Here is a 13,419-nt window from a genome sequence, read left to right on the forward strand (position 1 = left end):
GTAGACCCCGTCGTGCAGCGTTGCCATCCAGGAGGCACCAGATGACCCATGCCCCGCAGTCCGAGCCCACACTGGGCGGCGCACCGCAGACCGTTCTCCGGCGGATGCGTGAGCAGTTCCCGCAGACCGCGCTCTGGAACGATTCTGCGGACCCGGCCCAGCTCGCCACCTCCATCGGCTTCGGGGCGGTCGGCGCCACCTGTAACCCCGTCATTGCCGTGGCCGCACTCTCGGCCGACCTTCCGCGCTGGAGTGCCCGGATCGCGGAGATCGCTGAGGAGCGGCCCACCGCCACGGACTCCGATATCGGCTGGCAGGTCGTCGAGGAACTCTCGGTCGAAGCGGCTCGACTGCTCGAGCCGGCCTTCGTGGCCAGCGGTGGCCGCGATGGTCGCCTGTCCATCCAGACCGACCCGCGCCTGCGGCGCGATCCGGAGGCGCTGCTGGCTCAGGCGGAACGCTTCGCCGCGCTCGCGCCCAACATCATCGTGAAGATCCCGGCCACCCAGGCCGGTATCGAGGCCATCGAGGAGGCCGCCTTCCGCGGCATCGCCATCAACGCGACCGTGTCCTTCACCGTGGCCCAGGCGCTCGCCGTTGCCGAGGCGATCGAACGGGCGCACGCCCGCCGGGCCGAGCAGGGGCTCCCCGAGGTTGAGCTCGGCCACGTGGCCACCATCATGGGCGGCCGGCTCGACGACTGGCTCAAGACCGTGACCCAGCGCGAGAAGATGCTGCTCACCCCCGGCGTGCTCGACTGGGCCGGCGTCGCCGCGCTGAAGCGTGCCCACGCGATCTTCACCGAACGCGGCTTCCGCACCCGCGTGCTCTCGGCCGCCTTCCGTAACCGGCTCCAGCTCAGCGAGCTGGTCGGTGGCGACCTGGTGGTCTCACCGCCCTTCGAGTGGCAGCGCCGGATCAACGATCACGTGGCCGACCTGCCCGCCAGGATCGATGAGCCGGTGGCGCCGGAGATCCTTGCCGAACTGGAGCAGCTGCCGGAGTTCCGGCGCGCCTACGAGCCCGATGGGCTCTCGGTGGAGGAGTTCGAGCACTTCGGTGCTGCGCGCGCCACGGTGCGCCAGTTCCTCGAGGCCAGCGAACAGCTCGACGCACTGGTGCGCAACGTCCTCGTCCCGGTGCCCTGAGCGGCACGATCACGGACCGCACCATGTTTTCTCTCACGGCACGGCCGCAGCGCGGGTGCGCTGACGGCGGCTCGTCAGTCGGCGAAGACCGTGGTGTCGAACATGTAGCGGGAGGCCCGATAGACGTGGCTGCCGTGCTCGATGATCACGCCACTGCCGTCGTAAGCGGTGCGTTCCATCGTCAGCAGCGCTGCCCCGGCAGGTTCATCGAGCAGGGGGGCTTCCTCTCCGGTCACCGTGCGGGCACCGATCCGTTGACGCGCCACATGGGGGCGGATGCCACGCGCGCGCAACGCCGCGTAGAGGCCGTCGGTGGCGAGTTCCTCGGCCGTCGGCGCCGTGCGGGCCGGGAGGTAGTTGCGCATCAGTGCCAGCGGAGCTCCGTCAGCCAGCCGCAGCCGGTCGAGGCGCACCACCTCGGTGCCCTCGGGCACTTCGAGCAGCCGCGAGATCTCGGCGTCGGCCTCGATGGTCACATGACCGCGGATGCGGGTCTCGGGGAGTCTCCCGCTGCCCGCGAGGTCGTCGTGCAGCGAGGTGAGCTCCACCGATCGCCGGATCCGGTCCGGAGCCACCTGCGTGCCCACACCGCGCTTGCGCACCAGGCGCCCCTTGTCGACCAGTTCCTGCAGGGCCTGGCGCGCCGTCGGGCGCGAGATGCCCAGCCGGGAAGCCATCGCGATCTCGGTCTCCAGGAAGGTGCCGGTGGGCAACTCTCCGGCATCGATGGAGCGTTCGATGGCCGAGGCCACCTGGTGGTACAGGGGGACCGGGCTGGAGCGGTCGAGGTTGATCTGCACCGTGACAGCCACCGAGCTCCTCCTTCGCCGCCGGACGGGAGTGCTCGCACTCTGCGCATCCGGGTCTGCTTCGTGCGCCGTAGTCTAGGCGATGGCTGGAGCCGGTCCGATGGAGGAGTCCCGATGGTCGTGGATGTGCTCACCATCGGCCGCAGTGGCGTGGACGCCTACCCCCGGCAATCCGGGGTGACCTTGGAGCACGTCACCACGCTGAGCACCTTCCTCGGGGGCAGTCCGGCGAACGTGGCCGTCGCGGCAGCCCGCCAGGGTCGGTCCTCCGCCGTGATCACCGCCGTGGGGGACGACGCCTTCGGTCGCTTCGTCCGGAGCGAACTGCAGCGGCTCGGCGTCGCCGTCACCGGAGTGCTGACCATGCCCGGGGCGCGGACCTCGGTGACCTTCTGTGAGCTCTTCCCGCCCGATCATTTCCCCCTGCACTTCTACCGCGACAGTCCCGCTCCCGAACTCCGACTGACGAGCGCCGACATCGACCTGACCGTGGTGCGCGAGGCCGGCGTGCTGTGGCTGACCGGGCCTGGCTTTTCGCAGAACTCCAGCCGCGAGGCCCACCACGCCATGATCGCCGCTCGGGCCGGTGCGCCCATCGTGCTCGACCTGGACTACCGCTCTGCCTTCTGGTCCTCCCCGCAGGAGGCACGCGCCGCCATCGGCGAGGTGCTCGCAGACATGGACGTGGTGGTGGGCAACGAGCAGGAGTGCCAGGTGGCCACCGGTGAGCGCGATCCCGAGGACTGCGCCCGGGCACTCCTCGACGCCGGAGCGCGGCTGGCGGTCGTCAAGCGCGGCCCGCACGGCGCCCTGGCCCTGAGCCGCGATGAGCGCGTTCAACTCCCGGCTCTGCCCTGCACCGTGGTCAACGGCCTCGGCGCCGGTGACGCCTTCGGTGGCGTGCTCGCCCACGGACTGCTCGCCGGATGGGGACTGGAACACACCCTGCGGCGCTGCGTGGCGGCCGGCGCGATCGTCGCCGCCGAACTGGCCTGCGCCCCGGCCATGCCCACGGCCGGGCAGATCGACGAGGTGCTCCGGCTCGGGTACGTGCCCGCGCGTGCGGGCCACGAGGAAAGGACCACTCCATGACCAGCGACAACGACCGCTACCTCGTGCGCCGTGCGCCCGCTCCCGTGCGCACCGACATCACCCCGGAGTCGGCCGGGTGGGGCTACAGCGGCCTGTGCGTGGTCGAGCTCGACGCCGGTGAGACGCACAGCTGGGAACTCTCTGCGGACGAGGCTTTGCTCGTGCCGCTCGCGGGTGGTGCTGAGCTTCAGGTGCGCGCCGGGCGGGGGGCCGAGACCGAGCATGCGGTGCTGCACGGGCGTCGCGGAGTCTTCGAGGGGCCCTCCGACGTGGCCTACCTTCCGGTGGGCAGCCAGGTCACCGTGACGGCTACCGGCCCCGGCGGCGGCCCAGGCGGGGCACGCCTGGCGCTCGCCACGGCCCGCGCCGTGCAGCCGCACCCCTTCCGGATCGTGGCCGCAGCGGAGAGTGGCCTGGAGCTGCGCGGCGCCGGCAACTGCAGCCGCCACGTCACCAACTACACGATCGGCACCGACGTGGCCGTGAACCGGCTCCTGGTCTGCGAGGTCATCACCCCGGGCGGGAACTGGTCCTCCTATCCGCCCCACAAGCACGACGAACACTCGGAGACTGAGCGCGAGCTCGAGGAGATCTACTACTTCGAGATCGCCGACTCCCCGGCCGGTGCAGGAGTGGCCTACCACCGCACCTACGGCACCGAGGATCGCCCGATCGACGTGCTGGCCGAGGTGCGCAGCGGCGACACCGCTCTCGTGCCGCACGGCTACCACGGCCCGTGCACCGCCCCGCCCGGGCACGACCTCTATTACCTCAATGTCATGGCCGGCCCGGCCGAGGAGGCGGTGTGGATGTCGGTCGATGATCCGCACTACCACTGGATCCGCGGCACCTGGGAGAACCAGGCGATCGACCCCCGCCTTCCCGCCGGCACCACCGAGGAGGACCAGTGAGCGCTACCGTGCGCCTGACTGTCGGCCAGGCTCTCGTCCGTTTTCTCGCCCACCAGTGGACCGAGCGGGATGGCGAACACCGCCGGCTCTTCGGCGGCGCCTTCGGGATCTTCGGCCACGGGAACGTCGCCGGCATCGGCCAGGGCCTGCTGCAAGCCCACCACGAGGCCATCGACGCCGGGCACGACGGTGCCGAGCCCGGGCCGGACGAACTGCCGTACTTCATGGCGCGCAACGAGCAGGGCATGGTCCACGCCGCGGTCGGATATGCCCGGGCGGCCAACCGGTTGCAGACCTTTGCCTGCACGGCCTCCATCGGCCCGGGTTCGACGAACATGCTGACCGGTGCCGCACTGGCCACCATCGACCGCATCCCGGTGCTGCTGCTGCCCTCGGATGTCTTCGCCAACCGAGGGCCCGACCCGGTGCTCCAGCAGCTGGAGTACCCGCTTGGCCCCGATGTCACCGTCAACGATGCCTTCCGGCCCGTCTCCCGGTACTTCGACCGCGTCTGGCGCCCGGAGATGCTGCTCGCCTCCGCGCCTCAGGCCATGCGGGTGCTGACCGATCCGGCCGAGACGGGTGCGGTCACGCTCTGCCTGCCGCAAGACGTTCAAGCCGAGGCCTACGACTGGCCGGTGGAGTTCTTCCGTGATCGCACCTGGCACGTCCCACGCCCGGTGCCGGAACCTGCTGCGCTGCAGCGCGCCGCCGAGCTCATCCGCTCTGCTCGCCGTCCGCTGCTGATCGCCGGCGGCGGGGTGATCTACTCCGAGGCCAGTTCCGCGCTGCGGGAGTTCGCGGAAGCCACCGGCATCCCGGTCGCGGACACCCAAGCCGGCAAGGGCGCGCTGGCCTGGGATCACCCCAGCGCGGTCGGCGGAGTGGGCGCCACAGGCAACGACGCCGCCAACGCCCTGGCGGCCCAGGCCGACGTGATCATCGGCGTCGGCACCCGGTACACCGACTTCACCACCGCGAGCCACACCGGGTTCGCCGAGGGGGCGCGCTTCGTCAACCTCAACGTGGCCGCCTTCGACGCCGCGAAGCACGCGGCTGAGATGGTCGTGGCCGATGCCCGCGCCGGGCTCGAGGCGCTGCGCGCTGAGCTCACCGGCTGGTCCACCCCGCAGGCCTACCGCGCGGAGATCACCGAACGGGTCGCCGACTGGCAGCGCATCACCACCGAGATCTACCGCGGCGGGCACGGCCCCCTGCCCGCGCAGACGGAGATCTTCGGCGTCCTCGAGGACCTCATGGGCCCAGACACGGTGCTCGTCAACGCTGCGGGCTCCATGCCCGGTGATCTCCAGGCACTCTGGCGCGCCAGCGGCCCCGGGCAGTACCACCTCGAGTACGGCTTCTCCTGCATGGGCTACGAGATCCCCGCCGCCCTCGGCGTCAAGCTCGCCCGCCCCGAGGCCGAGGTGGTGGCCATCGTGGGCGACGGCACCTACCAGATGCTCCCGCAGGAACTGGCCACCATCGCCTCCGAGGGCATCAAGGTCATCGTGGTGTTGCTGGACAACGGCGGCTATGCCTCCATCGGTGCTCTCTCCGAGTCGGTGGGATCGCAGCGCTTCGGCACGCGCTTCCGCCAGCGCGGGCCGCAGCGCGCACACGACGGCCAAGCCCCCGCTGTCGATCTCGCCGCCAACGCAGCGTCCTTCGGCGTGCCGGTGGAACAGACCACCACCGCTGAGGAGTTCCGCGCGGCCTTCACCCGGGCGCGCGCCGCCGAGACCGCGAGCGTCATCCACATCACCACCGACCTCCAGGGCCCCAACCCCCCCAGCTCAGCCTGGTGGGACGTGCCGGTCTCCGAGGTCTCCACCCTGGAATCCACCCAGGCCGCCCGCAGTGCGTATGAGCGTGCACGCGCGGCCCAGCGCCGCTACCTGTGAACCAAGGAGTAACTGTGACCACCACCATCACCCACTGGATCGGCGGCGCCCCGACCGCATCGGACGGTGCGCGCACCCAGCCGGTGGACAACCCCGCCACCGGCGAGGTCATCGCCCACCTGCAGCTGGGCACGGCAGAGGACGTCGACGCGGCCGTTGCCGCAGCGCAGCGGGCCGCCCAGGCCTGGGGCCAGACCTCGCTGTCCAAGCGATCGGCGGTGCTCTTCCGCTTCCGGGAGTTGCTCGAGGCCAACATCGACGAGCTCGCCCTGCTGGTCTCGCACGAACACGGCAAGGTCGTCTCCGATGCCAAGGGCGAGATCGGCCGCGGGCTCGAGGTCGTGGAGTTTGCCTGCGGGATCCCTCAGCTACTCAAGGGCGAGTACTCCAGCCAGGCGGCCACCGGGATCGACGTCTACTCCATGCGCGAGCCCCTCGGCGTGGTCGCGGGCATCACCCCGTTCAACTTCCCCGTCATGGTGCCCTTGTGGATGGCCCCGGTCGCCATCGCCACCGGGAACGCCTTCATCCTCAAGCCCTCCGAACGGGACCCGAGCGCCGCCATGTTCCTGGCCCGGCTGTGGCAGGAAGCCGGCCTGCCCGACGGGGTGTTCTCCGTGGTCCACGGCGACAAGACCGTGGTGGATGCCCTACTGGACCACCCCGGCGTGGATGCCATCTCCTTCGTGGGCTCCACTCCGGTGGCCCGGGCCATCCACGCCCGTGCCACGGCGCAGGGCAAGCGGGTCCAGGCACTGGGCGGTGCGAAGAACCACGGCGTGGTCCTCGCCGATGCTGACCTCGACGACGCCGCGGACCACCTGGCTGCCGCCGCCTACGGCGCTGCGGGCGAGCGCTGCATGGCGCTGTCGGTCGCGGTCGTCGAGGAGGCCGTGGCCGATGCCCTCGTGGAGCGCCTCGCGGAGCGGGCGCGCGGGGTGCGGGTCAACGCCGGAGACCAGGAAGGCACCGACATGGGCCCGGTCATCACCGCCGAGGCCAAGGAGCGCATCGAGGGCATCATCACCAGCGCCGAGCAGGAGGGCGCCGAGCTCGTGGTCGACGGCCGTGGCTGCATCGTGCCCGGCTTCGAGAGCGGCTACTTCGTGGGTCCCACGGTGATCGACCGGGTGCGCCCGGAGCACACCGCTTACGTCGAGGAGATCTTCGGACCGGTCCTGGACGTCGTGCGGGTCAAGGACCTGGCCGAGGCCATCGAGGTCATCAACGCCAACCCCTATGGCAATGGCACCGCCGTGTTCACCGCCTCGGGTGAAGCGGCCCGCACCTTCCAGCGCCAAGTCCACGTGGGCATGATCGGGGTCAACGTCCCCGTCCCCGTCCCCGTGGCGTGGCATTCCTTCGGTGGCTGGAAGGACTCGCTCTTCGGCGAGAGCCACATCTATGGCCCCGAGGGCATTCACTTCTACACCCGCGCCAAGGTCATCACCCAGCGGTGGCCGCGTCGCGATGACCTCGCGGGTGCCTCTTTCCACTTCTCCGGCGACTCCGCCAAGTAGGGAGCGACGTGTTACGCATCGCCATCATCGGTGCGGGGCGGATCGGCGTGGTGCACGCCCGCTCCGTGCTCGCGCATCCCGGAGCTGCCCTGGCCGTGGTCGCGGATCCGGATCTCGCCGCCGCGCAGCGCCTGGCGGAGACCTCACCGGGCGCTCGGGCCGTCTCGGACGCCGCCGAGGTCTTCGCCGCGCCGGACGTCGACGCCGTGATCATCGGCTCGCCCACCCGATTCCACGTGCCGCAGATCCTGGCGGCCCTCGACGCCGGCCAGGCCGTGCTCGTGGAGAAGCCGGTGGAACTGGATATGGCGCGCCTCGACGAGTGCCTCGAGGCCGCCGGAGAGCGGGCGAACCGTGTGATGGTGGGCTTCAACCGCCGTTTCGACCCCTCGCTCGCGCAGGTGTACACGCGGGTGCAGGCCGGGGAGATCGGCCCGCTGCAGCAGCTCACGATCACCAGCCGTGACCCGGCCCCTCCGCCTGAGGCCTACCTCGCGGGCTCCGGCGGGATCTTCCGCGACATGACCATCCACGACTTCGACATGGCCCGGCACCTGCTGGGCGAGATCGCCAGCGTGCACGCGGTGGGGGTCTCCACTCGGCCGGAGACCGCGGCCGCCGGGGACTTCGACCAGGCTGTCACCACGCTCACCGGCGTCGACGGCGGCGTGGCCACGATCATCAACTCGCGCCAGAGCGCCACCGGGTACGACCAGCGACTCGAGGCCTTCGGGCCGCTCGGCTCCCTGGAGGTGGGCAATGCGACACCCACTCTGGTGCGGGCGAACGGAGCTGGGGGGAGCGGCATGGCCGATCCGTACCTGCACTTCTTCCTCGAGCGATACGCCGCCGCCTACAGCGCGGAGCTCGACAGCTTCCTGACCTCCGTGGACACCGGGGTGAACCCGGGGCCCACCATGCTCGATGGCCGGAAAGCTCTCGAACTGGCGAACGCCGCCACTGAATCCGCCACCACCGGTATGCCGGTGAACCTCGACGCCGGCGCGACGCGGCCCGGAGCAAGGAGTAGCGCATGAAGATCGCCGGAGCCCCCATCAGCTGGGGCGTGTGTGAAGTGCCCGGCTGGGGATATCAACTGGCGCCGGAGCGGGTGCTCCGCGAGATGGCAGAGCTGGGCATCGCCGCGACCGAGTTCGGCCCCCAGGGCTGGCTGCCCACGGAACCGTCGGCCCGCGCCGAAGCCATCCAGCCCTACGGCCTAGCGGCCGTGGGCGCCTTCGTTCCCGTGGTGCTGCACCGGACTGACCACGACCCGGTGCCCGAGGTCGAGCAGGAACTCGACAGCTTCGAGGCGGCCGGCGGAGACATGCTCGTGCTGGCCGCGGCCACCGGCGTGGACGGCTACGACAGCCGGCCCGAGCTCGACGACGAGGGGTGGGCCACGCTGCTGGCGAACCTCGACCGCCTGGCAGCCGTGGCCCAGCGTCGCGGGATCCACGCGACCGTTCATCCCCATGTCGGCACCATGATCGAGACCGAGGACGACGTGCAGCGCGTGCTGCACGGCAGTTCGGTCCACCTGTGCCTGGACACCGGCCATCTCATGATCGGGGGCACCGACCCCGTCGCGCTGACGCAGCAGTGGGCGAGCCGGATCAACCATGTGCACGCCAAGGACGTCCGGGCCGACATGGTGGAGCAGGTGCGTAGCGGCGAGCTCAGCTACACCGAGGCGGTCGCACAGGGGATCTACGTGCCGCTCGGGCAGGGCGACGTCGACCTTGTGGCGATCGTGGCCGCCCTGGACGAGGCAGGCTTCGCGGGTTGGTACGTGCTGGAACAGGACACCATGCTGGCCACAGAGCCCTCGGGGGAGGGGCCCGTGCGCGATGTGCGCGCGAGCCTGGAGTATCTCCGGTCGCAGATTCCCCGCTGAGTGTCGCGGTGCCGGCGCCGCAGCGAAAGGGGCATCCATACCGACTCGCGGCGGGCGATCGAGGGCCGCAATCCAGCACTTTTCAATCACCTTGACAAGAAAAGTCGTTCCGATCAGGATGGGAGTTCCCTCGGCACGTCCTCCCCGCGCGGTCCACGCTGTGTCTATGAGCAAGGATGCGATGTGCGCGCGGAAACGATCTCCACGACTTTGACACCGTCGTCAAGTGTGAGGCTCTGAGTACCCACGTCCTTCGGCCTGTTCCAGCTATTCGAGGAGACTCCTGATGGTTCGTCTTTTCCGGCGCGGTGGCCATGGCCGTGCGAGGGCGTCTGCTCGACCGGTGCGAGGCACTGCGGCGCTCCGCGTCGCGGTACTCGGTCAGGTGCGAGCGACCATCGAGGGGGCCGCCGTGGCCCGCCGCATGATTGAGGGAGAGAGTCCCGCAGTGGCGCGCCGCGAGATCGGCGAGGTCGAGCGGAGAGGTGATCGTCGCAGGTCTGATCTGGTGAGCGGGCTGAGTACCACGCTGGTGACACCACTTGACCGGGAGGATCTGTTCCGCATTTCGCGGTCGATCGACGACGCTCTCGATACGCTCCAAGATTTCGTGCGGGAAGCGGACCTGTACGGATTCGAAGATCGGAAGCGGTACTTACCGCTGCTGGTGGCTGCCGACGAGGCACTGGTGCAGCTCGAGACAGCGGTCGCGACCCTGTGGATCAAGCCCGCCGAGGTACCGATGCGTTCGATCGAGGTCAAGAAGGCGGCACGACGGGTGACCCGTGCGTATCGTGAGGAGTTCGCGCGGACCGTGGTCGCCGGGACGGGCTCCCTCAAGCACCGCGAGCTGATCAAGCGACTGGACTGGGTGGGGATCCGGATCAGCGAGGCGGCCGATGCGCTGAGCGACGGTGCCCTCAAGCGAGGCTACTGAACGTCCGTGCCGGCCGAGACGACCCTGGTTCTCCTCGCGCTCGCCTTCGTCGTCATCACAGGTGTCAATGACGGGGGCGCGATCCTCGCTCCGGGACTTCGGGTCCCGGGCCTCGGTGTCGTCCGCGGCCTGCTGGTGTTGACCGCGTGTGTCATGACCATTCCGTGGCTGACCAGTGGCGTCGTCGCCCACACCCTTGCCGACACGATCGTCGAACCCGGGCCGCTGGGCGCGACGGCTCTCGCGATCGGCTTCGTCATGGCGGTGATCGTCGTCGTGGTACTGACGAGGCGCGGGCTACCGACCAGCCTCTCCTTGGCGGTCATCGGCGGTGCTGCGGGAGCCGGATGGGGCCTGGGGGCCCCAGTGGCGTGGACTCAGGTCGGGTGGGTGCTCTCGATCGCGGCTCTGGCTCCGATCGTCGGCATGGCCTTGGCGCTGCTGGGTTCGACGCTCTGGCACGCGCTTCGCCCCCGGCGGTACCTCTCCGCTATGACGTGGGGTCACCGAGGAGCATTCACCCTGCAATGCGTGGCCTACGGCGCCAATGACGGTCAGAAGATCCTGGTGCTCCTGCTCGCCGCAGGGCTCGCCGGTGCCGATGGGCGACTCTCCTGGTGGTGGTATCCGATCCTGGGCGTCGGCTTCGCCGGCGGCACCATGCTCGGCCTCCCTCGTATGGCCCACTCAGTAGGCAGCGGAATCCTCGCATCCCGCCCGGCCCATGTGGTGACCGGCGAGTTCGCGGCGGCCACGGCGGTGCTCGGTAGTTCGGCGCTCGGTGCGCCGGTCAGCATGACGCAGGTGATCGTTGGCGCCCTCCTCGGAGCGGGAATCAAGGAGAGCTACCGGAAGATCCGATGGCGCGTCGTGCGAAGCCTCGCCCTCGCGTGGCTCCTCACCTTGCCACTCGCCATGGGAACGGCCGGCACGGTGGCGGTCGTGGCGGCGCGGTGGGTTCTCTGAGCATGAGCCCGGCTTTATTGCTCATAGTGAGAGAGAAGGCCTTGACCTCCGCCACAGGCCACCCGTACTCTGAATGTCAGGACAACCTGTGTGACCTAGCGCACTGCTAGGAAGAGCAGCTTCCGCGGTACGAGATAACGAGGTCTCGCTACCTACCCATCTACCCTGACGGGAACAGACATGACAGCAATACGAAAGTCATCGCTGGTGAGCGTCGTCGTAGCGTCGCTGATCCTCGCAGCCTGCGGTTCGAACACTGACGACAGTTCCAACAACGATCCGGCCGAGGTGGCAGGCGACGGGCCCGATGTGGCCGATGATCTGCGGGAGGCCCCCGGGCTGGCCGACATGGTCGAGGCGGGGGATCTACCTCCAGTCGCTGACCGCCTTCCCGCTCTCGACGACATCATGGTGGAGCCGGTCTACGAACAGATCGGTGAGTACGGTGGTTCATGGGATCTGCCGTGGATGGGCCAACAGTCGCCCTGGGAGGTCGGAAAGATCACCGAAGAAGCTCTCTTCCGATTTACCGCAGAGGGTGACGGCGTCGAACCGAACGTGGCCAAGGGCTACGACGTCAATGACGACTACACCGAGTTCACGATCTACTTGCGTGAAGGCATGAAGTGGTCGGATGGCGAAGACTTCACCGCCCGCGACGTGCTCTTCTGGTGGGAACACATCATGCAGCCGGAACTCTTCCAGCGCAGCGTGTACGACGCGTTCTACTCCACCGACCCCGACACCGGGGAGCGCACGCAGGCGACCATCGAGCAGGTCGATGACCACACCTTCACGGTGTCCTTCGCCCACCCCCGGGTTCTCTTCCTGGAGCGCCTCGCCATCGACGCGAAGTGGATGTACGCGCCAGCGCACTGGCTCGAAGAGATCCTCGACGAGTTCGTCGGTGACGACGCCACGGATGCGGTGATGGAGGAGTACGGCTTCGCCGACCGCGAAGGCTTCTACGAGTCGATCACCTATTACTTCTGGATCTGGCCGGACCGTCCCACGATTCGTGCCTGGAAGCCGGTCGATGACCCGAATGAGAACCGTATCGTGTGGGAGCGAAACCCGTACTACTGGAAGACTGACGGTGAGGGCAACCAGCTTCCGTACATCGACGAGTTGGTGCTGAACTCGGTGCAGGACGCCAGCCATATCCTGTTGGAGACCATGGCCGGCAACTTTGACATCGTGAGGTTCGGCTTCGAAGACTTCACGACATTGGCCGAGAATCAGGACGCCGGGAACTATCGGATCTACCAGTGGGACTGGGCGGCACTAGGAAGTGAGGTCCTCCAGCTCAATCAGACGGTGGAGGACGAGGACCTGCGCGAGCTCATCCAGGACATCCGATTCCGCGAAGCGCTCTCTGTCGCCGTTGATCGTGAGGAACTGGTCGAGATCCTCACGCTCGGACTGGGCCAACCCATTCAAGCATCCTTCAGCGAGGCGCATCCCTACTACCAAGAAGGATGGGCAGAGCAGTGGGCGGAGTTTGACCCAGATCGTTCGGAACAGCTCCTGGAGGAGATCGGCCTGGAGAAGAACGGCCAATGGTGGACCTTCGACGACGGCACGCCCGTCACGCTCGAGATTCTCCAGCTGGCCGACGATGGGCAAGCAGGACGCTTCGAAGAGCTTCTCCAGTTCTACTTCGAAGAGATCGGCATTCAGACGAACGTCCGCCTGGTCGACCGTGGGAGCCTGGACGATGCCTTCTGGGCGAACGAACACGTCGCCACCACCGCCTTCACCGTCGGTGGCGTGAGCCCCCACCTCCGCCCCGACACCCTCGTGCCGCTGAGCATGGTGACGCCCTGGCATTCCCAGTGGGGCGCGTACTACGAGACCGGTGGCGAGTCGGGCGTCGAGCCCACGCCGGAGATCGAAGCGATGTGGGATGCGTGGAGCGCTCTGTCCTCTTCCACGGATGTCGAGGCGATCGAGTCCTACTCCGACGAGATCGTGCGGTTGCACATGGAAAACCAGTGGCTCCTGGGCTTCACCGGTCACGTACCGAACCTCATCGTGGTCAACAACGACATCGTCAACGTTCCCGAACAGACCACGATCGCGGATGAGTTCAGAGAGCTCGGACACGGCCGTCCTATGCAGTTCTCCTTCGTCGGTCTCGACGACTGACGCTGGCCTGAACCGGGCCTCCGCGCCCGGTGGGGCGGGATAGGGCTGCTGGGCCGCGCGCCCAGCAGCCCTACCCGAGAACCGACT

At 68.7% G+C, this 13,419-nt stretch carries 11 protein-coding genes; 10 read left to right on the top strand and 1 reads right to left on the bottom strand.

The window, feature by feature from the left end:
• Positions 1-104: 104 nt before the first annotated feature.
• Positions 105-1,148, top strand: a complete 1,044-nt coding sequence (locus tag EDD31_RS07435) for a transaldolase family protein (RefSeq protein ID WP_123305294.1) — start codon at positions 105-107, stop codon at positions 1,146-1,148.
• 74 nt (positions 1,149-1,222) lie between these two features.
• On the opposite strand, the gene EDD31_RS07440 is transcribed toward EDD31_RS07435, so the two are convergent.
• A complete protein-coding gene (locus EDD31_RS07440; RefSeq protein ID WP_123303590.1) occupies positions 1,223-1,960 on the bottom strand; it encodes a GntR family transcriptional regulator in 738 nt (245 codons plus the stop codon).
• A 111-nt stretch (positions 1,961-2,071) separates the two neighbouring features.
• On the opposite strand from EDD31_RS07440, the gene iolC reads away from it, so the two are divergent.
• From iolC to EDD31_RS07485, 9 genes are all read left to right on the top strand, one after another.
• Entirely contained in the window at positions 2,072-3,049 is a 978-nt protein-coding gene (gene iolC, locus EDD31_RS07445) for a 5-dehydro-2-deoxygluconokinase (RefSeq protein WP_123303591.1), read from the top strand.
• Entirely contained in the window at positions 3,046-3,960 is a 915-nt protein-coding gene (gene iolB, locus EDD31_RS07450) for a 5-deoxy-glucuronate isomerase (protein ID WP_123303592.1), read from the top strand. The genes iolC and iolB overlap by 4 nt, the downstream gene beginning before the upstream one ends.
• Entirely contained in the window at positions 3,957-5,864 is a 1,908-nt protein-coding gene (iolD, locus tag EDD31_RS07455) for a 3D-(3,5/4)-trihydroxycyclohexane-1,2-dione acylhydrolase (decyclizing) (protein ID WP_211336082.1), read from the top strand. Before iolB ends, iolD begins: the two co-directional genes overlap by 4 nt.
• A gap of 14 nt (positions 5,865-5,878) precedes the next feature.
• Positions 5,879-7,384, top strand: coding sequence for a CoA-acylating methylmalonate-semialdehyde dehydrogenase (locus EDD31_RS07460; protein ID WP_123303593.1), 1,506 nt, complete (start codon positions 5,879-5,881; stop codon positions 7,382-7,384).
• An 8-nt stretch (positions 7,385-7,392) separates the two neighbouring features.
• Positions 7,393-8,421 carry a Gfo/Idh/MocA family oxidoreductase gene (locus EDD31_RS07465; protein WP_123303594.1) on the top strand — a complete coding sequence of 343 codons (1,029 nt, stop codon included), beginning with the start codon at positions 7,393-7,395 and terminating at the stop codon, positions 8,419-8,421.
• Positions 8,418-9,281 carry a TIM barrel protein gene (locus tag EDD31_RS07470; RefSeq protein WP_123303595.1) on the top strand — a complete coding sequence of 288 codons (864 nt, stop codon included), beginning with the start codon at positions 8,418-8,420 and terminating at the stop codon, positions 9,279-9,281. The genes EDD31_RS07465 and EDD31_RS07470 overlap by 4 nt, the downstream gene beginning before the upstream one ends.
• A 343-nt stretch (positions 9,282-9,624) precedes the next feature.
• Positions 9,625-10,218, top strand: a complete 594-nt coding sequence (locus tag EDD31_RS07475) for a DUF47 domain-containing protein (RefSeq protein ID WP_170163235.1) — start codon at positions 9,625-9,627, stop codon at positions 10,216-10,218.
• A gap of 6 nt (positions 10,219-10,224) precedes the next feature.
• A complete protein-coding gene (locus EDD31_RS07480; protein WP_123303597.1) occupies positions 10,225-11,184 on the top strand; it encodes an inorganic phosphate transporter in 960 nt (319 codons plus the stop codon).
• Positions 11,185-11,364: 180 nt separating this feature from the next.
• Entirely contained in the window at positions 11,365-13,332 is a 1,968-nt protein-coding gene (locus tag EDD31_RS07485) for an ABC transporter substrate-binding protein (protein ID WP_123303598.1), read from the top strand.
• The last annotated feature ends 87 nt before the right edge of the window (positions 13,333-13,419 follow it).

It is taken from the genome of Bogoriella caseilytica (assembly GCF_003752405.1).
Taxonomy (GTDB): domain Bacteria; phylum Actinomycetota; class Actinomycetes; order Actinomycetales; family Actinomycetaceae; genus Allobogoriella; species Allobogoriella caseilytica.